The 25,263-nt window shown below is 71.5% G+C and carries 17 protein-coding genes; 10 read left to right on the forward strand and 7 right to left on the reverse strand.

The genetic code is table 11. From position 1 onward, the window contains the following. Positions 1-106: 106 nt before the first annotated feature. Positions 107-2,050, reverse strand: a complete 1,944-nt coding sequence (locus AC507J_RS07565) for a penicillin-binding transpeptidase domain-containing protein (RefSeq protein ID WP_496288342.1) — start codon at positions 2,048-2,050, stop codon at positions 107-109. 286 nt (positions 2,051-2,336) lie between these two features. Here AC507J_RS07565 and AC507J_RS07570 point away from each other — a divergent pair, with 286 nt between their 5' ends. Then, positions 2,337-7,391 (forward strand): NAD-glutamate dehydrogenase, encoded by a 5,055-nt coding sequence (locus AC507J_RS07570; protein ID WP_496288343.1) that lies wholly within the window; start codon positions 2,337-2,339, stop codon positions 7,389-7,391. Positions 7,392-7,442: 51 nt separating this feature from the next. Here AC507J_RS07570 and AC507J_RS07575 read toward each other — a convergent pair whose 3' ends face one another. Beyond that, a complete protein-coding gene (locus AC507J_RS07575) occupies positions 7,443-8,150 on the reverse strand; it encodes a class F sortase (protein WP_496288344.1) in 708 nt (235 codons plus the stop codon). After that, a complete protein-coding gene (locus AC507J_RS07580; RefSeq protein ID WP_496288345.1) occupies positions 8,134-9,195 on the reverse strand; it encodes a hypothetical protein in 1,062 nt (353 codons plus the stop codon). Before AC507J_RS07580 ends, AC507J_RS07575 begins: the two co-directional genes overlap by 17 nt. 488 nt (positions 9,196-9,683) lie before the next feature. On the opposite strand from AC507J_RS07580, the gene AC507J_RS07585 reads away from it, so the two are divergent. Continuing rightward, the gene (locus AC507J_RS07585; protein ID WP_496288346.1) at positions 9,684-11,462 is read left to right on the forward strand and encodes a glycoside hydrolase family 6 protein; all 1,779 of its coding nucleotides are present in this window, start codon (positions 9,684-9,686) and stop codon (positions 11,460-11,462) included. A gap of 297 nt (positions 11,463-11,759) precedes the next feature. Here the strand turns inward: AC507J_RS07585 and AC507J_RS07590 are convergent, their stop codons facing one another. The 3 genes from AC507J_RS07590 to AC507J_RS07600 all read right to left on the reverse strand — a co-directional run bounded on the left by AC507J_RS07590 (position 11,760) and on the right by AC507J_RS07600 (position 13,920). Beyond that, positions 11,760-12,140, reverse strand: coding sequence for a hypothetical protein (locus AC507J_RS07590; protein WP_496288347.1), 381 nt, complete (start codon positions 12,138-12,140; stop codon positions 11,760-11,762). A 183-nt stretch (positions 12,141-12,323) separates the two neighbouring features. Continuing rightward, positions 12,324-13,268, reverse strand: coding sequence for a hypothetical protein (locus AC507J_RS07595; RefSeq protein ID WP_496288348.1), 945 nt, complete (start codon positions 13,266-13,268; stop codon positions 12,324-12,326). A 10-nt stretch (positions 13,269-13,278) separates the two neighbouring features. Next, positions 13,279-13,920: a hypothetical protein gene (locus tag AC507J_RS07600; protein ID WP_496288349.1), complete on the reverse strand. Its 642-nt coding sequence runs from the start codon at positions 13,918-13,920 to the stop codon at positions 13,279-13,281. A gap of 409 nt (positions 13,921-14,329) precedes the next feature. On the opposite strand from AC507J_RS07600, the gene AC507J_RS07605 reads away from it, so the two are divergent. The 7 genes from AC507J_RS07605 (at position 14,330) to AC507J_RS07635 (ending at position 23,417) form a co-directional block, all read left to right on the forward strand. After that, complete coding sequence (locus AC507J_RS07605) at positions 14,330-17,299, forward strand: sensor histidine kinase (protein WP_496288350.1); 2,970 nt, start codon at positions 14,330-14,332, stop codon at positions 17,297-17,299. Then, complete coding sequence (locus AC507J_RS07610; RefSeq protein WP_496288351.1) at positions 17,299-17,718, forward strand: roadblock/LC7 domain-containing protein; 420 nt, start codon at positions 17,299-17,301, stop codon at positions 17,716-17,718. Before AC507J_RS07605 ends, AC507J_RS07610 begins: the two co-directional genes overlap by 1 nt. Next, on the forward strand, positions 17,708-18,097 hold the full coding sequence (locus tag AC507J_RS07615) for a DUF742 domain-containing protein (RefSeq protein WP_496288352.1): 390 nt from the start codon (positions 17,708-17,710) through the stop codon (positions 18,095-18,097). The genes AC507J_RS07610 and AC507J_RS07615 overlap by 11 nt, the downstream gene beginning before the upstream one ends. Then, positions 18,078-18,680, forward strand: coding sequence for a GTP-binding protein (locus AC507J_RS07620; protein ID WP_496288353.1), 603 nt, complete (start codon positions 18,078-18,080; stop codon positions 18,678-18,680). Before AC507J_RS07615 ends, AC507J_RS07620 begins: the two co-directional genes overlap by 20 nt. A 104-nt stretch (positions 18,681-18,784) precedes the next feature. Beyond that, entirely contained in the window at positions 18,785-19,822 is a 1,038-nt protein-coding gene (locus tag AC507J_RS07625; protein ID WP_496288354.1) for a lactonase family protein, read from the forward strand. A gap of 145 nt (positions 19,823-19,967) precedes the next feature. Beyond that, a complete protein-coding gene (locus AC507J_RS07630) occupies positions 19,968-21,731 on the forward strand; it encodes a substrate-binding domain-containing protein (protein ID WP_496288355.1) in 1,764 nt (587 codons plus the stop codon). 207 nt (positions 21,732-21,938) lie between these two features. After that, the gene (locus tag AC507J_RS07635) at positions 21,939-23,417 is read left to right on the forward strand and encodes a sugar transferase (RefSeq protein ID WP_496288356.1); all 1,479 of its coding nucleotides are present in this window, start codon (positions 21,939-21,941) and stop codon (positions 23,415-23,417) included. Positions 23,418-23,441: 24 nt separating this feature from the next. On the opposite strand, the gene AC507J_RS07640 is transcribed toward AC507J_RS07635, so the two are convergent. Continuing rightward, entirely contained in the window at positions 23,442-24,590 is a 1,149-nt protein-coding gene (locus AC507J_RS07640; RefSeq protein WP_496288357.1) for a PP2C family protein-serine/threonine phosphatase, read from the reverse strand. Positions 24,591-24,682: 92 nt separating this feature from the next. On the opposite strand from AC507J_RS07640, the gene AC507J_RS07645 reads away from it, so the two are divergent. Next, the gene (locus AC507J_RS07645) at positions 24,683-25,246 is read left to right on the forward strand and encodes a MarR family winged helix-turn-helix transcriptional regulator (RefSeq protein WP_496288358.1); all 564 of its coding nucleotides are present in this window, start codon (positions 24,683-24,685) and stop codon (positions 25,244-25,246) included. The last annotated feature ends 17 nt before the right edge of the window (positions 25,247-25,263 follow it).

A 25,263-nucleotide genomic window follows, 5' to 3' on the forward strand; every position in this document is an offset into this window, starting at 1 on the left:
GCCGTGACGGCGGCAACCCGGCCGGGCGGGCACCCCGGACCGCCGTGACGGCGGCAGGCCGCCGGGCGGAAACCGCCAGACCGCCGCGACGGCGTTGACCGACGGATCAGTCCGCCAGGGCGCGCAGGAAACGGGCGGCGATCGGGGCGGCGGTGCCGCTGCCGGAGCCACCCTGCTCGACGAAGACCGCGAAGGCGATGTCGCCCTGCCAACCGACGAACCAGGCGTGGGTGTTCTTCGGGTTGTCGTCGTACTCGGCGGTGCCGGTCTTGCCGTGCACCGGCTCGCCCGGCACGTTCTTCAAGGCGCTGCCGCTGCCGCTGGTGACCACCTCGCGCATCATCGCCCGGACCGCCGCCACCGCCTCGGGCTTGAGTTCCGGGCCCGGCTCGGCCGCCGGCTCGGGGGCCGGGTCGAGGATCAGCTTCGGCGGGGTGAAGCCGCCCTTGGCCACCGCCGCCGTCGCGGCGGCCATGGCCAGCGGGCTGACCAGGGTGGTGCCCTGCCCGATCGCGGCGGCGGCCTGCTCGGTGGCGCCACCGTTGGCGGAGACCTTGCCGGTGAAGGCGTCCAGGCCCACCTGCCACTGCCCCTCCAGCCCCAGCGTCCGGCCGGTGGCGGCGAGCCCGTCGGGGCCGAGCTGCGGGGCGAGATTGGCGAAGGCGGTGTTGCAGGACTTGGCGAAGACGGTGCGGAACGGCACCTCGCCGAGGGCGAAGTTGTCGGAGTTCTTGAAGGAACGGCCATCGACGGTGGCGGTCTTGGGGCAGTCGACGGTGGTGTCCGGGGTGACGGCGTCCCGCTCCACCAGCCCGAGCGCGCTGACCATCTTGAAGGTGGAGCCCGGCGGCACCTGCGCGGTGAAGGCCAGGTTCTCCCCGGCGGCGCCGGGACCGTTCGCGGCGGCGAGCACCGCGCCGTCGCTGATCCGTACCGCCACCAGGGCGGAGCGTCGGCGCTGTGGGCGCAGTGCCTGGTCGGCGGCGTTCTGGGTGGCCACGTCCAGGGTGGAGCGGATCGGCTGGCCGGCCTGCGGCTCGCGGCGGAACACCTCGGTGCCGGTGGCCTCAAGCGTCCCGTCCGGCTTCGGCCGCTTGATGATCACACTCAGCCCCGGTACGCCGCGCAACCGCTCGTCCCACCGGCCCTGCAATCCGCCGTGCCCCACCAGGTCACCGGGGGAGTAGCGGTCGGGGAACTTGGCCAGGTCGTCGGCCTGGGCCGGGTCGACGGTGCCCAGCACCGCCCGGGCGAACTCGCGGGTCGGGGCGAGTTCCAACTCGTCGGTTACGAACTTCGTGCCGGGCAGGCCGTGGATCCGCGGTTTGATCTGCCGGTACGCCTCGTCGCGCAGGGTGATCACCTCGACGAACGCGGTCGGCTTCGCCTCGTCGACCCGCTTGGCGAGGTCGGACAGGTCCACCGGCGGGGTGATCGCCGGCTTGATCGCGCGGAACGCGGCATCCAACTCGCGGGTCAGGGCCTTGACGTCCGTCACCTCGTTCGGCTGCACGCCCACCCGCACCACCGGACGCGCCGTGACGAGTGGCTCGCCGGCACCGTCGAGCACGCTGGCCCGGGGTGCCCGGTCCCGCCGCAGGCCGAGCCGGTCGCCGCTGGTGAGTTGTTCGTGCACGACCGATGGCTCCCAGATCATCTGCCACTCGTCGTCGCGGCCCTGGGTGAGTCGCACCGGGCGGTCGTACGCCCAACTCGTTTCGCCCGGTAGCGCCCACTCGACCCGGATGGTCGCGGTGGCGGTGTTCTGGACCACCTCGGGGTCGCCCTGCCGGGTCAGCTTGGGCGGCGTCTCGACCAGTTCGCCGGAGAGCGTCTTGATCTCCTGCGCGACGTCCGCCGCCGCGATCTTGGCCCCGGTCGGGTCGACGAAGCCGACCGCGTTCAGGTCGCCGGAGTGCCAGCCGGCCAGGAAGGCGTCCACGCTGCGTTGCGGGCCGTCTTCGCCGGAGCAGGCCACCAGAGCGGCCGAGGCCAGCAGGGCGGCGGTGGCGGCGGCGAGTCGTGACAGATGGCGACGGGGCCGGTGCATCGGGTGATTTCCTCCTGCTCGGGGTGCCTTGCACGCTAGTACGTGCCGGCTCACCGCATCGCCCCGGTCGGCCCGGAACGGGAGAAAAGACGAGCCATCGAGGTGTGATGAACAACATCAGGCGGGGTACTCCGGAGCCGGCCCAACCTCGTACCGCAACGGGTGAAAGGACGACCGTCCCAAACCGGAAGTCCGGCCGGGGTCCGCCGACGTGGGAACCGGTCGGTCGGCCTAGGCTTGGCGGCAGAGTGACCCACAACGCGGTGGGTCGAGGGGAGTGGCACCGATGGACCGGCGTCCGGCGATAAAACCGGAACCCGACCTCCGGCAGGCTGACACCGGCCGGGACGACAGCTTCGACACGGCGACCGATGGGGACGGCTTCGGCCGGCTCGACACAGGAGTGACCGGCATGACCGGTTCGAGCATGGACACCCTCTACGATCTGGGTCTGCCGCCGGACGCGCTGGCGGACGACGTGGAGGACGCCGAGCTCGACGAGCCGGTACCGAACGCCGAGCGGCTGGTGGCCCAGGCGGTGGCGCTGGCCGGCGACGACCACGACGCGGCGACCCTGGTCAGCCGGTTCTGGCGGTTCGCGCCGGACGAGGAGTTGATCGGGTTCACCGCGGAGGAGATGCTCGACGCCGCCCGGGCCCACCGGGAACTGGCCCTTCAGCGGGTGCCGGGAGAGCTGAAGCTGCGAATCCACTCACCCGACGCGGAACAGCACCACAGCGTCGTCGAGATCGTCACCGACGACATGCCCTTCCTGGTCGACTCGGTGACCGCCCTGCTCAACACCCACCACCTGGACGTGCACCTGCTGGTGCACCCGCTGGTCGTGGTGCGCCGGGAGCCGCTGGGCCGGCTGGTCGAGGTGGCCGCCGACGTGGAACCGGACGACGCGATCTCCGGCGACCTGGTCGAGAGCTGGATGCACATCGAGATCGACCCGGTCCGTGACCCGGAGGAACGGGACAACCTGCGCCGCGAGTTGCAGCGGGTGCTCACCGACGTGCGCGAGGCCGTGGAGGACTGGCCGAAGATGCGTCAGCGGGCCCTCGCGCTCGCCGAGGAACTGGCCACCGCACGGACCGGCGACAACCGACCGCCGGTGCCGGAGAAGGACATCACCGACTCGGTGGAGCTGCTGCGCTGGCTCGCCCACGACCACTTCACCTTCCTCGGCTACCGGGAGTACCGGCTGGTGCCGGACTCGGCCCAGGGTGGGCCGGCGTTGGAGGCGGTGCTCGGCACCGGGTTGGGCATCCTGCGGCAGGACTCGCCGGAGGCGCGCGCGCTGTCGTCGATGACGCCGGAGGCGCACGAGAAGGTCACCGAGAAGCGCCTGCTGATCATCACCAAGGCCAACTCGCGGGCCACCGTGCACCGCTCGGCCTACCTGGACTACATCGGCTTCAAGATCTTCGACGCAAACGGCGACGTGGTGGGGGAGCGGCGTTTCCTCGGCCTTTTCTCCACCGCCGCGTACCGGACCAGCGTGCAGGAACTGCCGGTGGTCCGGCGCAAGGTCGCGGAGGTGCTGGACCGCTCCGGCCTGAGCCTGCGCAGCCACTCCGGCAAGGACCTGTTGCAGATCCTGGAGACGTACCCGCGCGACGAGCTGTTCCAGATCAAGACCGACGACCTGTACCACGCGGTGATCGGCGTGCTGCGGATGGCCGGGCGCCGGCAGCTGCGGGTCTTCCTGCGCCGGGACGCCTACGGGCGCTTCATCTCCTGCCTGATCTACCTGCCCCGGGACCGGTTCACCACCCAGAACCGACTGCGCATGCAGGACATCCTGCTCCGCGAGCTGAACGGCGTCGGGGTCGACTACACCACCCGGGTGACCGAGTCGATGCTGGCCCGGGTGCACTTCATCGTGCGTACCGACCCGACCCGCCCGCCCGGGGACATCGACGCCGATCTGCTCGCCGAGGAGCTGGCCGACGCCACCCGGCTCTGGGACGACGACTACCGGCTGGTGCTTGAGCGCAAGCTCGGCGACGAGCAGGCCAAGCACCTGTTCGGCAGGTACGCCGACGCCTTCCCGGAGGGCTACAAGGACACCCACACGCCGTACGAGGCGATGAAGGATCTGGCCAAGCTGGAGCTGCTGGAGGAGTCCGGCCAGCTGGAGATGCACCTGTTCCGCAAGCAGCTGACGCCGCGTGCCGGCGGCCGGGGCCCGGACGTCGACGAGTCGATGGACGTCCGGTTCAAGGTCTACCGGTACGGCGAGCCGATGATGCTCTCGGCGGTGCTGCCGGTGCTGCACTCGCTCGGCGTACGGGTGGTCGACGAGCACCCGTACGAGGTGGAACGCGTCGACGGCCGGATCTGGCTGTACGACTTCGGGCTGCAACTGCCCGAGGGACACCAGGAGTTGGCCGAGGTGCGCCCGCACGTGGAGAACGCCTTCGCGGCGGCCTGGCGCGCCGAGGCCGAGGTGGACGGCTTCAACGAACTGGTGCTGCGCGCCGGGCTCACCTGGCGTCAGGTGGTGGTGCTGCGGGCGTACGCGAAGTATCTGCGCCAGACCGGCACCGTCTTCTCCCAGGACTACATGGAGTCGACGTTCATCGCGTACCCGCGGCTGGCCACCCTGCTGGTGCAGCTCTTCGAGGCGCGGTTCCAGCCGGGGCCGCTCACCGACGAGCAGCGTGCGCAGCGCAGCGCCGAGCTGGTCGACGAGTTGCAGGCCGCGCTCGACGACGTGGCCAGCCTCGACCAGGACCGCATCCTGCGGTCGTACCTGTCGCTGATCCAGGCCACCCTGCGGACCAGCTTCTACCAGAAGCCGGTCGGCGGACGACCCAAGCCGTACGTGGCGTTCAAGCTGGACCCGCAGGCGATCCCGGAGCTGCCGGCGCCCCGCCCGAAGTTCGAGATCTTCGTCTACTCACCCCGGTTCGAGGGCGTACACCTGCGGTTCGGTCCGGTGGCGCGGGGCGGCCTGCGCTGGTCGGACCGGCGGGAGGACTTCCGTACCGAGGTGCTCGGCCTGGTCAAGGCGCAGATGGTGAAGAACGCCGTGATCGTGCCGGTGGGCGCCAAGGGCGGCTTCGTGCTCAAGCAGAAGCCCGGCGACCGGGACGAGGCGGTCGCCTGCTACCAGCAGTTCGTCGGCGCCCTGCTCGACGTCACCGACAACATCGTGGCCGGTGAGATCGTGCCGCCCGAGGACGTGGTCCGGCACGACGGCGACGACCCGTACATGGTGGTGGCGGCGGACAAGGGCACCGCGAGCTTCTCCGACATCGCCAACGAGATCTCCGTCGCGCACGAGTTCTGGCTGGGCGACGCCTTCGCCTCCGGCGGCTCGGCCGGCTACGACCACAAGAAGATGGGCATCACCGCCCGGGGTGCCTGGGAGTCGGTCAAGCGGCACTTCCGCGAGCTGGGCCACGACACCCAGAGCCAGGACTTCACAGTGGTCGGCGTCGGCGACATGTCCGGTGACGTGTTCGGCAACGGCATGCTGCTGTCGGAGCACATCCGGCTGGTGGCCGCCTTCGACCACCGGCACATCTTCCTGGACCCGGATCCGGACGCGGCCACCTCGTACGCCGAACGGAAGCGGCTCTTCGAGCTGCCCCGCTCGACCTGGGAGGACTACAACGCCGAGTTGATCTCGGCCGGCGGCGGGGTCTATCCGCGTACGGCGAAGTCGGTGCCGGTGTCGCCGCAGGTCCGCGCGGTGCTCGGGCTGCCCGACGAGGTCGGGCAGCTGAGCCCGCAGGAGCTGATGAAGGCGATCCTCACCGCGCCGGTCGACCTGTTCTGGAACGGCGGCATCGGCACCTACGTGAAGGCGTCCAGTGAGACGAACGCGCAGGTGGGCGACAAGTCCAACGACGCGATCCGGGTGGACGGCCGCAACCTGCGCTGCCGGGTGGTCGGCGAGGGCGGCAACCTGGGCTTCACCCAGCACGGCCGGATCGAGTACGCCCAGGCGGGCGGCCGGATGTACACCGACTTCATCGACAACGCGGCCGGGGTGGACTGCTCCGACCACGAGGTGAACATCAAGATCCTGCTGAACACGGCGGTCGCCGACGGTGAGCTGACTGTCCCCGAGCGGGACGAGTTGCTCGCCCAGATGACCGACGAGGTCGCCGAGCTGGTGTTGCGGGACAACTACGACCAGGCCCGGGCGATCAACAACTCGCAGGCCCAGGCCACCTCCCTGTTGCCGGTGCACCGGCGGATGATCACGGAGCTGGAGCGCTCCGGGACGCTGAACCGGGCCCTGGAGGGGCTGCCACCGGACGAGGAGCTGGCGGTACGGGTCGAGGCCGGGCTGACCGCGCCGGAGTTCGCGGTGCTGCTGGCGTACGTGAAGATCGCGCTGGAGAAGGAGATCCTCGCCGAGGGGCTGCCCGACGAGGAGTGGACCGACGAGGTCCTGGTCAACTACTTCCCGACGCCGATGCGCGAGCGTTTCGCCGACCGGATGGGCCGGCACCGGCTGCGCCGCGACATCGTCACCACGGTGCTGGTCAACGAGGCGATCAACCGGGGTGGCATCTCGTTCGTCTTCCGGGTGGTGGAGGAGACCGCCGCGTCGGCGGCCGACGTGATCCGGGCGTACGCGGTGGTCCGCGACGTGTTCGGGCTCCGTCAGCTCTGGGACGCGGTGGAGGCGCTTGACAACAAGGTCGACCCGCAGTTGCAGACCGACGTCTACCTGGACACCCGGCGGCTGCTCGACCGGGCGGTGCGTTGGCTGGTGACCAACCGGCGCTCGCCGATCAACGTGCCGGCGGAGATCACCCGGCTGCGCGACGGGGTGGCGCAACTGCTACCGCAGTTGGAGACGCTCTTCGTCGGCGACGAGCGGACGGGGATCGCGGCGCACATCGACTCGATGACCGAGCGCGGTCTGCCTCGCGAACTCGCCGAGCAGAGCACCAGGCTGATGTACAGCTTCGGCCTGCTCGACGTGGTGGAGACCGCGGCCGGGACCGGGCGTGACGTGAGCGAGGTGGCCTCGGTCTACTTCGTGCTCTCCGACCGGTTCCGGGTGGACGCGCTGCTGTCGAAGATCTCGCTGCTGCCGCGCGAGGACCGTTGGCAGACCCTCGCCCGGATGGCGCTGCGCTACGACCTGTACGCGGCGCTTGCCGCGCTCACCGCGGAGGTGCTCGACTCGACGTCGGTCGACCTGCCGCCGCAGGAGCGGGTGCAGCAGTGGGAACAGTCGAACGCCACCTCCATCCACCGTGCCGAACGGGCGATGGACGAGTTCGACGAGTCCCGTGCCGACCTCGCGGCCCTGTCGGTCCTGCTCCGCCAGATCCGCACCCTGGTCCGCACCTCTGCCGCCACCTGACCCGGGTGGCCCGGCGGCAGAGCCGCCGGGCCACCGCAGTCAGGGGTTCGCTCAGTCGACAAGCGAGGCGAAGGCGATCACGTTGTCGGGGTAGTCCCCGGTCGCCTCGTCGAACTGGCCTCCGCAGGTGATCACGCGCAGCCCGGGCCGGTCGTTCGGGCCGTACACCTGCTCGGTGGGGAAGTCGTCCTTCGGGTGGGCGGAGACCGAGTCGACCCGGAAGCCGGCCGACGAGCCGTCCTGCCGGGTGACCGTGATGATGTCACCGGGTTGCAGGGCGCCGAGGGAGAAGAAGACCGCAGGGCCGATCGCGGCCGAGTCGACATGTCCGACGATGACCGCGTTGCCCACTTCGCCCGGGCTCGGCCCTGGTTCGTACCAGCCGGCGAGCAGGGCCTGCTCCAGCGGGGGGACCTGCACGGTGCCATCCGGGTTGGTGCCGAGCGGCATGATGTCCGCGTCGACGCCGATGCGGGGGATGCTGATCTTGACGGGGGCGGAGCGCGGCAACCCCACCGGGCCCCGGCCCGCGTCGTCGGGCTCGGCCTCCGCCCTGGAACCGGCGGGTCGGGGATCGGGCAGCCCGGTTCCGGCGTGTGCGATCGGCTGGGGCGGCGGCGTGGCGCCGGTCAGTGCGGCGCCGACCAGCCCGGAGCCCAGCATGGCCAGCAGGACGACGACGGCGGCGCCGGCGGCGCGCCACGGGTTACCGTGACGGCCGCCGGCCCGTCTCGCCGTCGGATCAGGCCGCGAACTCATCGGCCCGACGCCGGCGCAGCAGCACGAGGCCGCCGAGGGCGGCTGCCCCGACCAGGCTCACCCCGGCGGTGGCCAGGCCCCGGTCGACGTCGTTGGCGGCGCCGCCGTCGCCAGCCCGCACGCCACCGCGCGGCAGGACGACCAGCTCGCCCTCGCCGCAGGAGCCCTCCAGCTTGTACGTCCCGGGCTCGGCATGCTCGGCGACCCGGGCCTCGCCGTAGTAGACGAAGTCCTTCTTGTGCTCCCAGCTGTCGCTCTCGGGGTGCTCCGCGGACTTCTCGCCGCGCTCGGCCCACCACTCACCCTCGTGGCCCGACTTCTCACCGAACTCGTACCCCTCGCGGCCGCTCTTGCTGTCGTACTGGCCGTGCTCGTAGCCTTCGCCGCCGGTCCACTCGTCGTGTTCGCCACGCTCGTAGCCTTCGCGGTCGGTCTTCTCGCGGTGTTCGCCGCGCTCGTCACCCTTGCGCTCGGTGTACTCGCGGCCCTCCGGATCCTGGCCGTGCTCCTCGCCCTTCCAGTCGCGGTCGCCATCGGCCGCGGCGCCGCCACCAGCGCCGCCCTTCGGCTCCGGCTTGGCTTCTTCCTCACGGGCTTCCGGGCCGGACTTGCCTTCCTCGGGGGCGCGGCGTTCGTCGTACTCCTCGCGGCCTTCCTCGGGGGCGCGGCGCTCGTCGTACTCCTCGCCGGGTGCCCACTCCCCGCGCTCTTCGTCCCCCTTCCAGTCCTTGCCGTGCTCGTCGAAGCCCTTCTCGCCGCTCCAGCTCTCGCGGTCGGCACCCCACTCCCGGCCGTCGCGGGCCGGTTCGAGCTTGACCTTGCCGGTGACCTTCGACCAGACGAAGGCCTCTTTCTGCGGCTCCGCGCAGATCTCGACCAGCTTGACCTCTTCACCGGGCTTTACGGCGTGCGGCTTGGCGAAGACCTTGCCCTCGTCCTCATGCGGCTGGCCGTCGGCGTACGCAACCCCGGGCGCGAACACCAGCAGGGAGGCGCCGCCGAGGGCGGCCCCCGCTACCACCTTCCCAAGCATCTTCTTAGCCATGACCTGCGTCACTCCATCCCTGGTTTGTCCTGCGGCCGGCAACAACCGAGCCAGAACCGACGTTAGACCGTTTCATGACTTATGCAGGGAAAGATTCGTGTTTTGGCATTAGTTCGCTTCTGCGGCCATAACGGCGGCCGGCCACGCCTCCCGCGTCCGCTGGCGATGGCTGCGGCCAGCTGGGCGGTTTGTCCGGTAGAGTTTCGAAAACATCGAACCATTGCCATGGAAGCGCTCCCATGCAAGAATCGCTGCACGCGGTTGGGAGCTGACACCGCGTAGGCAGAGGTCGAGGGCACCGGGTATACCGGACGACCGCTCGCCGTCCGGCCGGCACGCCCGGCCGTCGCACCACCACCAACGCCCGTCCGGGTCGGGCGTCTCCGAAAATCCCGTTGGCACCGGCGGTAGTCCATACAGGACGGACGCCCCTGGTGCCACGTGCCGGGCCGTACGCGGATCCGGTCTCGCCCAAGGAGATCAGTGGCATGAATGTGTGGAGAAAACTGTCCGGCCCACGCCGGGCCGTCGCGCTGGCCGGCGCGAGCGCGCTGGTCGCGGGCGGTTTGGTGACAATTCCGGTCACCGCGGCGCACGCGGCTACGCAGTGCAGCGTGACCTACTCCGTAAACCAGTGGCAGGGCGGCTTCACCGCCAACATCACCATCAGGAACGTCGGCGACGCGCTGAACGGGTGGACCCTCGGCTTCACCTTCCCGGACGCCAACCAGCGCGTTCAGCAGGGCTGGTCGGCCCGGTGGAGCCAGTCGGGCCGGAACGTGACGGCGCAGAACGAGTCCTACAACGGCTCGCTCGCCACCGGCGCCAGCACGAACGTCGGGTTCAACGGCAGTTGGAGCGGCAGCAACCCGAGCCCCACCTCGTTCACCATCAACGGAGTGGCCTGCAACGGCGGCACCACGCCGACCACGCCGCCCACCTCCTCGCCGACCACCTCGCCCACCACCTCGCCGACCACCCCGCCGACCTCGAACCCGCCAAGCGGGCCGCGGGTGGACAACCCGTACGTGAACGCCCGGGGCTACGTGAACCCGGAGTGGAAGGCCAAGGCCGAGTCGGTAAGCGGCGGCAACCGGATCTCGAACACGCCGACGGGTGTCTGGCTGGACCGGATCGCGGCGATCGAGGGCACCGACGACAGCCAGTCCAACGGCCCGATGGGCCTGCGTGACCACCTGGACGAGGCGCTGCGGCAGAACGCCCAGTACATCCAGGTCGTCATCTACAACCTGCCCGGCCGCGACTGCGCGGCGCTCGCCTCCAACGGTGAGCTGAGGGCCGACGAGCTGCCCAAGTACAAGGCGCAGTACATCGACCCGATCGCGGCGATCCAGGGTGACGCGAAGTACCGCAACCTGCGGATCATCAACATCATCGAGATCGACTCGCTGCCCAACCTGGTGACCAACACCTCGGGTAACCCCGGTGGTACCGCGATGTGCGACACGGTGAAGGCCAACGGCGCGTACGTGCAGGGTGTCGGGTACGCCCTCAGCAAGCTGGGCGCGATCCCGAACGTCTACAACTACATCGACGCTGGCCACCACGGCTGGATCGGCTGGGACAGCAACTTCAGCCCGACCGCCACCGTCCTGCGCGAGGCCGCCGGCGCCTCCGGCTCCACTGTCGCCAACGTGCACGGCTTCATCGTGAACACGGCGAACTACTCGGCGCTGCGTGAGCCGTACGCCCGGGTCACCGACTCGGTGAACGGCCAGACGGTGCGGCAGTCGAAGTGGATCGACTGGAACCAGTACAACGACGAGCTCTCCTTCGCCCAGGCGTTCCGTCAGGAGCTGATCAACAAGGGCTTCAACAGCGGCATCGGAATGCTGATCGACACCTCCCGTAACGGCTGGGGCGGCGCCAACCGACCCACCGGTGCGGGCCCGACGACCAGCGTGGACGCCTACGTGGACGGTGGCCGGATCGACCGCCGCATCCACAAGGGCAACTGGTGCAACCAGTCCGGTGCGGGTCTCGGTGAGCGGCCGAAGGCCGCGCCGGAGCCGGGCATCGACGCGTACGTCTGGATCAAGCCCCCGGGTGAGTCGGACGGTTCCAGCCGCGAGATCCCGAACAACGACGGCAAGGGCTTCGACCGGATGTGCGACCCGACCTACACCGGTAACGCCCGCAACGGCAACAACCGCAGCGGCGCCCTGCCGGACGCCCCGATCTCGGGCGCCTGGTTCCCGGCGCAGTTCTCCGAGCTGATGCGCAACGCCTACCCGCCGCTGTCCTGACAGCCAGGCAAACCCGCCGCCAGCAGTAGGTGAGGCACTGCGGCGGCAGGTTCCCCGGGCCCCTGGTCCGACCGCACCGGTCGGACCAGGGGCCCCTCGCGCCGCGCGTCTCGACGCGCCCATAACGCCCGGCGTCTCACGCCCATCGTGCCCGGCGGGTCGCCTACGGTGCCCGGCGTGTCGCCTACGGTGCCCGGTGTCACGCCGGAGGTGTCCGCTCTCGCGCCCGATGTGGTGCCCGGCGTGTCACGCCGGAGGTGTCCGCTCTCGCGCCCGATGTCAGGAAGGCACCTTTCCCTACGGGACGGTCCTCTCGATCGCGGCTTGACCGTTCTCGGTCAGGTCGCGGCGGGCCCGCTCGATGTTCTCCGGTGTCGGGTCCTGGCCCCGGGCCAGCACCAGATCCTCCGGCTCCCAGGGCTGCTCAGCGCCGGTGCGGATGTGCTCCCCGGCGGCACCGGTGCCGGTCCCCGTCGCCCCGGTGCCGGCGGCGTACGGGTCGCCGATGATCTCCTCGGTCCCACCAGCGTCGGCCTGCTCGCCCGGCTCGGCGAAGGCCGGGTTGTCCCGGCCGGGTCCGCCCTCCGCCATCAGTTCGGGAACGCCCGTGTCGTCGTCCACCGCCGCGGCCACCTCGGGGCGCTCCTCCAGCGGCCGTTGCCGGTCACGATCCGTCATCGTTGCTGCCCTCCTGTCCGCAGCCGGTCTCCGCGGCTGCTTCCGCGTACCCGGCTGGCCGGTCGACATGCCTGCCGCCGTAGCGGTCACCGGGCCCGCCGCCGGCCGCGCTACTCGCGCCTGGCCACCGGCACGACGAGGGCGGGCGTCCGCTCCGGAACGCCCGCCCTGATGTGCGGGATGTCAGCGCCCGAGTACCCGGTCGAGGAAGTCGCGGTACTCGCGTACGGCCACGCGCAGCTGCTCGGTGTCGGTCGAGCCGGCCTCCTGCCAGCCGCCGAGCTTGTTCTTGTGCTCCGCAAGCGCGGCGGAGAGGGCCTGCATCGCCTCGTCGACAAGCGACTGCGCCTCACCGGCGGCGGCCCGCGGGTCGTCCACGAAGCGCAGCTGGACATCGCGCCAGCGGTCCCGGAAGCCCTGCGCGGTCGACTCGTCGAACAGGGTCGCCGCACCGGCCGGCATGGTCGCGTCGGTGTCGACGGTGCCGTCACTCGCCGGCCGGGTGTCCGGGTCCACCATCGTCGGTGCGGCGCTGCCGTAGCCGGCACCGCCGGCCGCCTCCGCCGCGACCGGGTCGGTCACCGCGGTCCGCTCCGGCGCGTCCACGGTGGCGTCGGGCGCACCGGGACGCCGGTCCAGGTCGTCGTCGGCCAGCTCGTCGCCGCTGAGGTCGGCATCCACCTCCCGGGTGTCAGCGGTCGCGTCGACGCCGTGCCCCGTCCGCTCGCCCCTGCGGCCGAACTCGGCCTCGGGGTCGGCCCGTAGGCCCTCACGCTCGCCGTCGAGCGCGCCGTCGCCGGGCTGTGCGGTGCGTTCCTCGCGGGGGTCGGGCTCGTCCTCCGGCCGCGGGCTGGCCAGCGCCGAGGCGGCCACCGCGCCACCGACGGTGGTCGCGCCGAAGGCGGTCGGCACGGGAGCGGGCTCGTGGAACTCGGGCTGCTCACCGTCCTCGCCCGGACGGCGATCCCACGGGCGGCCCCGGTCGGCGCCCTCCGCCGACCGGTCGCGGCCCGTCGGCTCGTTGACGTCATCGGCGATGTCCCGGTCGTCGGCCGGGGGCACCGCTACGGGCGCGGACCGGACGGCCTCGGGGTGGTCGTTGTTGAGCTGCTGTTCTTGCTGCCGCATGGTGGTCTCCTCAGCGGTTGGTGGCGTCCTGGGTGGCGTCGGCGTGGCGCTGCTCCGGCGTCCGGACCGGCTCGTCCGGCGTCCGGGTCGCTACCGGCTCGTCCGTCGTCCGGGTCGCTACCGGCTCGTCACCCAGCAGGTCGGCGAAGAGGGCGCGGTAGTGGACGACGGCCTGGCGGAGGTCCTCGGTGCTGGCCTCGCCCCGCGAGTTGCGCAGGTGGATCTCGTGGGCGTCCCGGTAGTGGCTGAGCGTGCGGGCGTGTTCGACGGAGAGATGGGCGATCTGGTCGGAGAAGTCACCCGTGGGGTAGCCGCGTTCGGCGATGAGTCGGGTGACCAAGTCGTCGGCCTGGCCGACGGTCTCGGCGGGGGAATCGACGAAACGGACCTGGAGTTCCTCCCAGGCCTCGGCGTACCGGGCGCGGGCTTCGGGGGCGAGCGGAACCAGCTGGAGTTCGGCGTGCCGGCGTTCCCGGTCGCGCAGCTCCCGCTCGGCTTCGCTGCGGCTTTCCCGCTCGGCGAGCACGTGGTCGTACTCGGGGCCGAAACGCTGCCGCAGCGAACGGCGGCGACCCGCGACGACGACGGCCGCGACAATGGCGGCGACGAGCAGGATGACGAGGACGGTGACGACTATCTGCGTGGGCGACATGGCTCCTCCTTCGCCTGCAGGTATTCCCTCCGGCCACTGATCGCCAATCCCGTTCCGGAGCACTTTCCTCATCCGGCTCGGGTGGCGGCGGGGCGCGCACCTCGGGGCACCGGTCGCCGTGGCCCCACGTGAACCGGACCGAAAGGCGTGATCCGGAGGCAAGGGAAAAGAGGCCCCCCGGGCGGCGGGGAGGGGCGATGCGGTCGGAATCCGGCCGATTTCGGGTGGTCGGGACGTCCGGCACCGTACCGGTAGTCTCGACGGACGGTAGTGCGACCGGCGCGGATTACGTATCCTGCCCAAGGCGCCCGAGCCGGCGTCCCGGCGGGGTAACCGGGGTGCGTACCGGCGACGGCGCTGCCCGGCCGTGCCGGAGCCCTTCCAGCCACCCCTTCCGGGCGAGGTCCGATTGAACACCCGCGACTGGCCGATCCGCTCCAAGCTGACCGCCCTGGTCGTCGTGCCGGTGACCGCGCTGCTGGCACTGTGGATATTCGCCACCACCCTCACCTTTGGACCGGCGCTCGACCTGCTCGCCGCCCGTACCCTCCTCTACGACCTGGGCCGGCCGGGCGAGACGGTGGTGGCCGAGCTGCAACGGGAGCGTCGGCTCTCGGTGGTGCAGCTCGCCACGACCCGCTCCAGTTGCGAACGATCACCGGCCGGGTGCGTGCTGCCCGCGCTTACCGAACAGCGGGCCCGTACCGACTCGGCGGTGGCCGAGCTACATCGGCGGGTCGGTGGAGAACAGCTGCGCGACGCCGCCGGTGAACTGCTCCAGGCCCGGCTGGACCGGCTGCTCCAGCAACTGGAGACGCTGCCGACGGGCCGGGACGCCATCGACGGCCGGGAGCTGGACCGGGCAGGTGCGATCGCCCTCTACAGCGGCATGGTCGGTGCGGCGTTCCAGACCTTCGAGGCCCTGGCCAACCTGCCGGACCACGACCTCAACCGGGAGGCGCTGGCGCTTACGGACCTCGGGCGTTCGCGGGAGTTGCTCGGGCAGACCGACGCGTTGCTGGCCGGGGCGCTGGCCAGCGGCAGGTTCGGCGAGGGGGAGCACACAATGCTCGCCCGGAGCATCGGCAACCAGTGGTTCCTGGTCGAGTCCGCAGTGGCCGACCTGCCCGAACCGGACCAGGCTGCCTACCAGCGGTTGTCCGAACAGGCAGCGTTCGACCGGCTGCGGGCGATGCAGGACGAGCTGATCGCGGGCGGCCCCTCGGCCCGGCCCACCGTCGACCCAGAGGCGTGGCAGGCGAGCTACGACACCGTTCAGCAGTCGTTGCGGGACTTCGAGTTGACCCAGGCCGACGGGCTGGCCGACCGGTCGGTGCCGATGGCCGTACGCACCCTGGCGCGGTTGGCCGGCGCCGGGCTGCTCGGCCTGGTCGCCGTCGTGGTCTCGGTGGTGGTGGCGCTGCGGGTCGGCCGATCCCTCGCGCAGCGGCTCACCCTGGTACGCGGGACGCTGAAGGAGACCGCCGAGCGGCGGCTGCCGGACGTGGTGGAGCGGTTGCGCCGCGGCGAGCAGGTGGACGTTGCCCGGGAGACGTCGCTGGCCGACCGGGGGGCCGACGAGATCGGTCAGGTGGCGCAGGCCTTCACGGAGGTGCAGAAGGTCGCGATCCAGGCCGCCATGGTCGAGGTCTCGCTGCGCCGCGGGCTCAACGAGGTCTTCCTGAACATCGCCCGACGTAGCCAGGGACTGGTGCATCGCCAGCTCGCCCTGCTCGACCGGCTGGAACGCGACGCGGAGGACCCGGACCACCTGGCCGAGCTGTTCCGGGTCGACCACCTGGCCACCCGGCAACGACGGCACGCGGAGGACCTGGTCATCCTCGCCGGTGCCGCACCGGGGCGGGGTTGGCGCAACCCGGTCGCGATGGTGGACCTCATCCGGGGAGCGATCTCCGAGGTCGAGTCGTACGACCGGGTCGACATCACCACCGTGCAGGCCGCCGGCACGCTCGGCCGGGTGGTGGGCGACATCATCCACCTGCTCGCCGAGCTGATCGAGAACGCCACCGCGTTCTCGCCGCCCGACTCCCGGGTCGAGGTTTCCGGTGAGCACGTCGCGCACGGCTACGCGCTATCCGTCTCCGACCAGGGGCTCGGCATGAGTCCGGCCGCCATCGAAGAGGCCAACCGCAAGCTTGCCCGGTCGCCGGAGTTCGACCCCGCGGAGACGGCCCGGCTGGGACTGTTCGTGGTGGCGAGGTTGGCCGCGCGGCACAACGTCCGGGTGCGACTGCGCGCCTCGGACGACGCCGGCCTGACCGCGGTGGTGCTGATCCCCACCGAGCTGATCACCGCCGAACCCTCGCCGCTGCCCGAGCCGGACGTGCCACCGGCGGAGGACGCTGCGGTCACCCTCCAGCAGCGGCGGCTGGCTCGGGCGACACGCCTGACCACGGTGCCCCGGCAACGGTCCCGGTCGGCGAGCCGGCCGGGACGAACGGCTGGTGGCCCGGAAGGCTCTTCCGGCCAACCCGCGACGCAGCTGGGTGGCCCGGAGCAGAACTCGACTGTCGAGGCGGCGGAGGTCGACGGGCTGCCCCGCCGGATCCGCCGGCATCGCCCGGCTGCTGTCGCCGAGCCGTCTGCCGCCGGTCCGACCGCCGTGTCGGGCCCGGCCGTCGCTGCGGAGCGGGCAGCCGGGTCGGAGCCGGCCGCCGTCGCGGGGCCCGGGGCCGATCCGACGTCGGTTGCCGCTTCTGGCCCGGACGGCGCGCCGGTTGGGCTGGACCCTGCCGCAGCGGGGCAGATGCCCACGACGGATCCGACGGACGGGGCGACCCGGCGGTCGGTACCGCCCGGGACGGACGGCGATGGCGGTCCGGTGGACGCGCCGACCGTCCGGCTGCCGGCACTTGCCGCGCGACCGGCGCGGCGGGCGCCGCTGGATGAACCGACCGTGCGGCAGCCCGTGGTGATGTCCCGGACGGTGCCGGCCCGCGAGCCGGCACCGCGCAGCCCGGAGGAGGCACGCCGGGTGATGTCGGCCCTTCAGGCCGGCACGGCGCGCGGCCGACTGGCCGCCGCTGGCCGGGACGTGAGCCCCGCTGGCCGGGACGTGAGCCCCGCTGGCCGGGACGCGAGCCCCGCTGGCCGCGACGCGAGCCCCGCTGGCCGGGACGCGAACGGTGCTGGCCGGGACGCGAACGGTGCCGGCCGGGACGCGAACGGTGCCGGCCGCGACCCGACCGCCGGTGGGCACCAGGACCGGAAGACGGAGGACCGGGGCACCGAGCAGCGCAGCACGGAGGACCCGAGCAACGATCGGAGTACGGAGGACCGGGGCACCGAGCGGCTGGACCGGCCGGCCGGCGACCCGGCGACCGTGCAATCACCGACCACGACTGAGAGGGACGCCTGATGCGATCGACGAGGCAGAGTGCCGATCTCGACTGGTTGCTCGACGACCTGCTGGAGCGGGTGCCGGCCGCGCGACGAGCGGTGGTGCTCTCGGCGGACGGCCTGCTGCTCGGCTCCTCCGCGGAGCTGGACCGGGCCGACGCCGAACACCTGTGCGCCCTGGCCTCCGGCCTCGCCAGCCTGGCCCGGGGCGCCAGCCGGCATCTCGCCGGCGGGCCGGTTCGGCAGACGGTGGTGGAGATGGAGTCCGCGTACCTCTTCGTCACCGCGGCGGGACAGGGCACCTGTCTGGCGGTGTCCAGCGACACCGACGCGGACATCGGCCTGGTGGCGTACGAGATGGCGATGCTGGTGACCCGGGTGGGTGAGAACCTGCAAGCCCCGGCCCGTGCGTCGGTGGGTGCCGCCGATGCGGACTGACTTACCCGGGCACCAGCACGAGTGGCTCGACGACGACGCCGGCCCGGTGGTCCGGCCGTACACCCTGACCGGGGGCCGGGTGTGGCCCGACGCGGACGGCTTCGACCTGGTGGCGTACGTGCTGGCCCGGCCGGACCCGGATCTGGCCGCGTACCCGGAGCTGCACCCGGAACACCGGCTGCTGGTGGAACTGGCCGGTCGGGGAACACCGCTTGTGGAACTCGCCGCCGATCTGGATCTCGCCGTCGGTGTGGTCCGGGTGCTACTCGGTGATCTGCTGTCCCGGGGGCTGGTGTCCGTGCACCAGCCCCCGCGTGCCACGTACCTGCCCGACAACGACATCCTCAAGGCGGTGGTCGATGGACTCCGTGCGTTATGACGCCGAGCGGCGGGGCCACCACGTCCCGATTGCGCTGAAGATACTCATCGCCGGTGGCTTCGGTGCCGGCAAGACGACGCTGGTCAGCGCGTTGAGCGAGGTCCGGCCGTTGCAGACCGAGGAGATCCTGACCGGTGCCGGCATCGACACCGACGATCTCTCCGGCGTGGAGACCAAGTCGACCACCACGGTGGCGATGGACTTCGGGCGGATCACCATCAACGACGACCTACAGCTGTACCTCTTCGGTACGCCGGGACAGGACCGGTTCTGGTTCCTCTGGGACGAGCTGGCCTTCGGCGCCCTCGGCGCGGTGGTGCTCGCCGACACCCGCCGGCTCGCCGACTGCTTTCCCTCCATCGACTACTTCGAGCAGCGGGGCATCCCGTTCGTGGTCGGCGTCAACTGCTTCGACGGTTCCCGTCGGTTCAGCCTGGAGGCGGTGCGCCGGGCCCTGGACCTCGACCCCGACGTGCCGATGGTGCTCTGCGACGCCCGCGACCGCCAGTCCGGTAAGACGGTGCTGATCTCGCTGGTGGAGCACGTGGCCCGGCAGCGCGGGGAGCCGGTCCCGGCGGCCTGACCGGCGACCCGTCGCGGCACCGGCGAGGATGGCAGGCCTAACCCACAGGTGTCGGGGGAAGGGATCTGGTGGGATCGAGTCAGGATCGGCGGAAGGCGGAGGCAGTGGCAGGTCGAGGCGAGGTCGTGCACATCGGTGGGTACACCGCGCAGAGCGGGGGGCGCGCCACCGGCATCGTGGCGGCCCGGCGGGACCCGGAGACCGGCGAGCTGACCTCGCTGGGCACGGTCGCGGCGACCGCGTCGCCCTCCTTCCTCGCCCGCCATCCGAGCCGACCCGTCCTGTACGCGGCAAACGAACTGCCCAGCGGTGAGATCAGCGCGTGGCGGGTGGCGGACGACGGCGCCCTGACGGCGATCGGCTCGTGGCCGACAGGTGGCGCGGAGCCGTGCCACCTGTCGGTCGCCGCGGACGGCGGGCACCTGTTCGTAGCCAACTACGGTGGCGGCAGCGTGGCGGTCTTCCCGTTGGCTGCCGACGGCGTACCCGGTGAGCGTACCGACCTGGTCGAGCACCAGGGGCACGGTGCCGACCCCGAGCGGCAGGAGCGGGCGCACGCGCACATGGTCTCGCCGGGGACGGGGCACCAGCCGTTGCTCGCGGTCGACCTGGGCACCGACTCGATCTACCGGTACGACCTGGACGCCGCCTCCGGCCGACTTGTGCCCCGGGCGCCGCGGGTGCGTACGGCGCCGGGAACCGGGCCCCGGCATCTGGCCCGGCACCCGGACGGGCGGCGCGGTTACGTCGCGGGTGAGCTGGACGGGTCGGTCCTGGCCTACGAGCTGACCGACGACGGTGCACTGCACCAGCTGGGTCGGGTCGACGCCAGTCAACGGGCCGGGCACGTCCAGCCCTCGGAGATCGCCGTCGGTGCCGACGGTCGCTTCCTCTACGTGGCCAATCGGGGCGTGGGCACGTTGGCCGTCTTCGCGCTCGGGTCCGGTCTGCCGGAACTGGTCGACGAGGTGGCGACCGGTGGCGAGTGGCCCCGGCACTTCGTGTTGATCGGGGAGCACCTCTACGTCGCCGACGAGCGGGCCGACATGGTGCGTACCTTCCGGGTCGACCAGGCCACCGGCGTGCCGGTCGCGGTCGGCGAGCCGCTGGAAATTCCGAGTCCAACTTGCGTTCTGCCCTGATCGTGGGCGTTGGACATTGATACACCTACATTGCGATGCTGATGCGTCACTCAGCGTTACTAAATCAGGGTGAACTGTTTCTCCTCTGTAACTTTCGACCGAACGGCCATGGCAGTCACTCGGTCGGGTCCGCAAGATGGTCAGCGTGTCAGCAGGCCGCCATCGCATGCGTTCAGGTATTCACGGTGCCGCCGCCGCAGCTGCGGTCGGTGTTCTCGTCGTCACGGCAGGGGGGTGGGTCGGCTACCGCCAACTCGCCGGACCCGACTGCTCCGGCAAGATCGAACTGTCGGTGGCGGTGGCGAGCGAACTCGCGCCGGCGGTCGACGAGGCCGCCTCCGACTGGGAGGAGAAGGGCGCGTTCGTCGACGGGACCTGCATCGACGTGACCGTGGCGGCCTCCGACCCGGTCGAGGTGGCTGCGGTGGTGGCGGCCAAGCACGGTGCGACCCTGGCCGGCGTGGGCCAGGCCAGCGGCACGGCGGTGAGCCCCGACGTCTGGATCCCGGACTCGTCGACCTGGCTGCTGCGGCTCAAGACCGGCGGCGCTGCGGCCTTCGAACCGGGTAACGGCGCCTCCATCGCGAGCAGCCCGGTGGTCGTCGCCATGCCGGAGCCGATCGCCGCTCGGCTGGGTTGGCCGCAGAAGGAGTTGGGCTGGACTGACCTGCTGTCCCGGGTGAACAGCGACCGGCCGTTGAAGACCGGCATCGTCGAGCCGACCCGGGACGCCGCCGGCCTGTCCGGCCTGCTCTCGCTGATGACGGCCGCCGCGTCCACCGGCGGTGCCACCGCCGAGCAGGACCGCATCGGCGCGTTGCGTGCCCTGGCCTCGGGGGCCTCGGCGCTACGGCAGGACCTGCTCGCCAAGTTCCCGACCGCCACGGACGGTACGACGCTGGCCAGCGCGCTCGGCGCGGCCGCACTGTCCGAGGAAGACGTCATCGAGTACAACGCCAAGAAGCCGCCCGTGCCGTTGGCTGCGCTCTACCTGAAGCCGGCGCCGCTGCCGCTGGACTACCCGTACGCGGTGCTGCCCGGCATCGAGCCGGCCAAGGCCTCCGCCGCGCGGGTGCTGTTCGAGGCGCTCACCACGCCCGCATTCAAGAACCGGCTGGCCGCGCAGTCGCTGCGGGCGCCGGACGGCAACTGGGGCGACGGCTTCGAACCCCCGCAGGGCGCACCGAGCCCGGCGGGCGGTGACGCCTCGGCGGCGCCGCCTCCGCAGGGCGGGGTCGCTGCCGGCGGACTGGCGCCGGACGCGGTGGAACGCGCCGTCTCCAGCTGGTCCATCGCGACCCTCTCCGGCCGGATGCTCTGCATCATCGACGTCTCCGGATCCATGAAGAAGCCCGTTCCGACCGCCAACGGCGCGACCCGTCAGCAGGTCACCACGGAGGCGGCCCGGCGCGGCCTGAATCTCTTCGACGACTCCTGGTCGATCGGCCTCTGGACGTTCTCGACCAAGCTCGAAGGCTCCCGCGACTACCGCGAGGTGGTGCCCATCGGGCCGCTGTCGCGGCAGCGCGGCACCCTGGAACGCTCGCTTGACACGGTCGTCTCCTCGAGCGGTGACACCGGCCTGTACGACACGCTGCTGGCCGCGTACAAGGACGTCCAGCAGAGCTGGGAGCCGGGCAAGGTCAACTCGATCGTGCTCTTCACCGACGGCAAGAACGAGGACGAGGACGGCATCTCGCAGCGGCAACTACTCGCCGAGCTGGAGCAGCTCAAGGATCCGGACCAGCCGATCCAGGTGATCATCATCGGCATCGGCACCGAGGTCAGCAAGGCGGAGCTGGACACGATCGCGGAGAGCGCCGGCGGTGGTGCCTTCATCGCCGCCGACCCCACCAAGATCAGCGATATCTTCCTCCGGGCCATCGCGCTCCGGAAGGCACCTGCCTGAACTGACCGCGCTGGCAATGGGCCGGTGGTACCGGAAGAACCGGTACCACCGGCCCTTTTTGGTGTTCCGCCGCCTCGGAAAGTGACGGCAATAAGTCGGACGCAATCGGCGGCGATAGTTGTCAGGGCAGGATGTCGTCGTGCACCGGTGGATTCGCCCCGGAACCGGGGCGGGTTCCTGCCGTCGGCGAGCGATGTGGGAGGCCTGGTGACCTCGACGACGCTATTGACCCCCGCCAGATCGCCATCGCGGCCGGAGGGCGCCTCGTCCTTCGCGTCCGTCCGTGGCGACCAGCGGAGCTATGTCCGCAGCCTGGTCGTGCTGGACACCAGCGTCCTGACCGTCGCGGTGCTCATCGGCTACGCGGCCCGGTTCGGTGACTCCACGCCGAGCGGCGTGCCGTACGTCCTGTTCGCGCCGGGGCTCGTCCTGGCCTGGCTGGTCAGCCTCAAGGTCATGCGCTGCTACGACAACCGGGTGATCGGCTACGGCGCGGACGAGTACCGCCGGGTGAGCATGGCCAGCCTCCGGCTGGCCGGCGCGGTCGCCATCGCCGGCTACGTGGCCGACGTCGGTGTCTCCCGGGGTTTCCTGGCGATCTCGTTCGCGGTGGGCACCATCGGTCTCGAGGCGGCCCGGTTCGCCGCCCGCAAGCGCCTGCACCGGGCCCGGTCGCGGGGCAGTGGCTGGTCACGGCGGGTGCTTGTGGTGGGCGACGCGACGCACGTGCTCGACCTGGTGCACACCCTGCGGCGCGAGCCGTACGCGGGCTACCAGGTGGTGGGCGCGTGCATCCCGGACGGCCTGCTGGCCCCGGTGGCCCAGCGGCTCGGCGACGTACCGGTGGTCGGCTCGTTCCGTGGTATCCCCGAGGCGGCCGAGACGATCGGCGCGGACACGGTGGCCGTCACCGCCTCCGGCGAACTCACCGCCACCCGGCTGCGTCGGCTCGGCTGGCAACTGGAGGGCACCGGCATCGACCTGGTGCTCGCCCCGGCGCTGACCGACGTCGCGGGTCCGCGCATCCACACCCGGCCGGTCGCCGGCCTGCCGTTGATCCACGTGGAGGCGCCGGAGTTCCGTGGGCCACGCCAACTGGTCAAGGGCTTCGTCGACCGGTCGGGCTCGCTGCTCGCGCTCGCCCTGCTACTGCCGTTGCTGCTGGTCATCTCGCTCGCCGTCAAGCTGGACAGCCGGGGGCCGGTGCTGTTCCGGCAGATCCGGGTCGGGCAGGGCGGCCGGGAGTTCGCCGTCTTCAAGTTCCGGACCATGGTGACCAACGCGGACGCGCTCCTGGCGGAGTTGGTCTCCCGCAACGAGACCGACGGCCTGATGTTCAAGATGCGGGACGATCCCCGGGTCACCCGGGTCGGCCGGCTGCTGCGCAAGTGGTCGCTGGACGAGCTTCCGCAGCTGCTGAACGTCGTACGGGGCCAGATGAGCCTGGTCGGCCCGCGACCGCCGCTGCCCTCCGAGGTCGCCCGCTACGACGGCGACGTGGCCCGCCGACTGCTGGTCAAGCCCGGGATGACCGGCCTCTGGCAGGTCAGTGGCCGGTCCGACCTCAGCTGGGAGGACGGCATCCGGCTGGACCTCTACTACGTGGAGAACTGGTCCCTGGCGGCCGACCTGAGCATCCTCTGGAAGACCGTCGGCGCGGTGGTCAACGGTCGGGGCGCGTACTGAACACGCCTGGCGGGCTGCTCGCGGTCAAGCTGGCTGATGGCCCGGTTCGGCCTGCGGTCCGAACCAGTCCAGGCAGACCACCACGGCGTCGTCGGTCAGGTCACCGGCCACGAAGGCCCGCAGGTCGCCGAGGACGGAGCGCACCGCGTCCAGCGGGCTCATCGGCGCGGTACGACGCAACATCCGGTCCAGCGCGGTCTCGCCGTACCGCACGTTCTGTCCGGTCGCCTCGAGCACGCCGTCGCTGATCATGAAGAGCCGGTCGGCAGGCTCAAGTTGGATGTGCTGGTCGCGGTAGTGCGTCCCCTCGAACATGCCGAGCGGGAACTGAGCCTCCAGCGCCTGCACGCTGACCTCGCCGGCGCGCAGCAGGACGAGTCGGGGCGAGCCGGCGTCGACTGCGGTGAGCAGTCCGCTGCGCAGGTCGAGCTGGAGCAGCAGGGTGGAGACGTGCTGCTTGCCCCGGTGCAGGTCGTAGATCGCCTGGTCGGCCAGAGCGGCCTGGTCGGCCAGTGAGATGCCGGCCCGGCGGGCGTTGCGCAGCGCGCAGGTGGCGAGGGTGGTGAGCATCGACGCGGCGACGCCCTCGCCCATTCCGTTGATCGTCGCGGTCCAGACCTGCTCGCCGTCGTCGGACCAGTCGAAACTGTCGCCGCGCACCGCGTACGCCGGTTCCAGCTGCCCGGCCAGGCTGAACGAGGGCCGGGTCCGGCTGCGCCCGGGGAGCAGTTCCCACTGCACCTCGGCGGCGAGCGTGAGGCGCCGGCTGCGCCGGGCGACGCGGTACACGTCGGTGCCGGGGTCGACGGCGGCGAGTTCGTGCGCCAGTGCGGTGGCGATCCCCGACAGGCCGGCCAGCTGGCCCTCGTCGGCGACCTTGGCCACCCTGAGCACCCCACGCCGTTCCCCGCGCATGCTGACCGGCAGGTAGCCGGTGCCGTCGGCGTACACCGGCTGCTGATGGTCGAAGCAGCGCCAGGCGGGGTGTCCCGGCGTCCGGATCTCTTCCCCGCCGCTGAGCGGCAGCAACGCCGCCAGCCGGTAGTCGACCTGGAGGAGTTCGGTCTCGGTGATGTCGTACTCCCGCTCCAGCAGCGTCGCGACGCGCCTGATCAGGAGGTCTACCGGGGCGGCGAGCAGGGTGGCACGGGCCCGGTCAACCGGCTCGCTCATGGCCTCTCCTTGATCACAAGCCCATCCGTCGACAGAATCGGAGTACGCTCAGGCCCACCATGGCGGAACTGCATGGTCCACCAGGACCCGAGATGAGTATGGCTGCCGAGCTGGACAGTGCGGCAAGCGCCCTGCTGACCGTCTGGGACGGTGCCCGGGAGCGGACGGCGAACCGGATCTCCACCGCCCAGCTTCGTGCCGTCATGCTCGTCGAGCGGCAGGACGGGATCAACCTGCGCCGGTTGGCCGCCGGATTGGACATGCTGCTCTCCTCGGCCAGCCGGCTCTGCGACCGGTTGGTCGCCGCCGGGATGCTGGAGCGCGAGCCCGGCCGGGCGGACCGGCGGGAGATCTCCCTGCACCTGACCGCCGAGGCCCGTCGGCTCCTCGCCGAGTTGCGCGACGATCGCCGGCAGCACCTGGCGGAGATCCTGGGTGACATGACGCCCGAGGGGCGTCGGGCGCTGCTGCGTGGGCTCCAGGAGTTCGACGAGGCGGCTCGCGCGCGGGTCGTCCAGCCGGTGTCACCGTTGGTGCCCCAGCCGGAGGAGGAAGAGCCCCACCCGACGCCGCTGCCGGAGGCCCGCAGCGGCTCCGACCAGCCGCCGCTGCGGAGCTGGTCGGCGGGGGAGACCGCGGTGGGGCGGACGGCCTGACCGCCAGCCTGCCGGCA

The sequence above is a fragment of the Micromonospora sp. PRAS1 genome, from assembly GCF_059553435.1.

What these genes read in the sequence shown, in the direction of transcription:
- AC507J_RS07565 (WP_496288342.1), bottom strand. Translation starts at nt 2,050, where the DNA reads ATGCACCGGCCCCGTCGCCATCTGTCACGACTCGCCGCCGCCACCGCC.
- AC507J_RS07570 (WP_496288343.1), top strand. Translation starts at nt 2,337, where the DNA reads ATGGACCGGCGTCCGGCGATAAAACCGGAACCCGACCTCCGGCAGGCT.
- AC507J_RS07575 (WP_496288344.1), bottom strand. Translation starts at nt 8,150, where the DNA reads ATGAGTTCGCGGCCTGATCCGACGGCGAGACGGGCCGGCGGCCGTCAC.
- AC507J_RS07580 (WP_496288345.1), bottom strand. Translation starts at nt 9,195, where the DNA reads ATGGCTAAGAAGATGCTTGGGAAGGTGGTAGCGGGGGCCGCCCTCGGC.
- AC507J_RS07585 (WP_496288346.1), top strand. Translation starts at nt 9,684, where the DNA reads ATGAATGTGTGGAGAAAACTGTCCGGCCCACGCCGGGCCGTCGCGCTG.
- AC507J_RS07590 (WP_496288347.1), bottom strand. Translation starts at nt 12,140, where the DNA reads ATGACGGATCGTGACCGGCAACGGCCGCTGGAGGAGCGCCCCGAGGTG.
- AC507J_RS07595 (WP_496288348.1), bottom strand. Translation starts at nt 13,268, where the DNA reads ATGCGGCAGCAAGAACAGCAGCTCAACAACGACCACCCCGAGGCCGTC.
- AC507J_RS07600 (WP_496288349.1), bottom strand. Translation starts at nt 13,920, where the DNA reads ATGTCGCCCACGCAGATAGTCGTCACCGTCCTCGTCATCCTGCTCGTC.
- AC507J_RS07610 (WP_496288351.1), top strand. Translation starts at nt 17,299, where the DNA reads ATGCGATCGACGAGGCAGAGTGCCGATCTCGACTGGTTGCTCGACGAC.
- AC507J_RS07615 (WP_496288352.1), top strand. Translation starts at nt 17,708, where the DNA reads ATGCGGACTGACTTACCCGGGCACCAGCACGAGTGGCTCGACGACGAC.
- AC507J_RS07620 (WP_496288353.1), top strand. Translation starts at nt 18,078, where the DNA reads ATGGACTCCGTGCGTTATGACGCCGAGCGGCGGGGCCACCACGTCCCG.
- AC507J_RS07640 (WP_496288357.1), bottom strand. Translation starts at nt 24,590, where the DNA reads ATGAGCGAGCCGGTTGACCGGGCCCGTGCCACCCTGCTCGCCGCCCCG.
- AC507J_RS07645 (WP_496288358.1), top strand. Translation starts at nt 24,683, where the DNA reads ATGAGTATGGCTGCCGAGCTGGACAGTGCGGCAAGCGCCCTGCTGACC.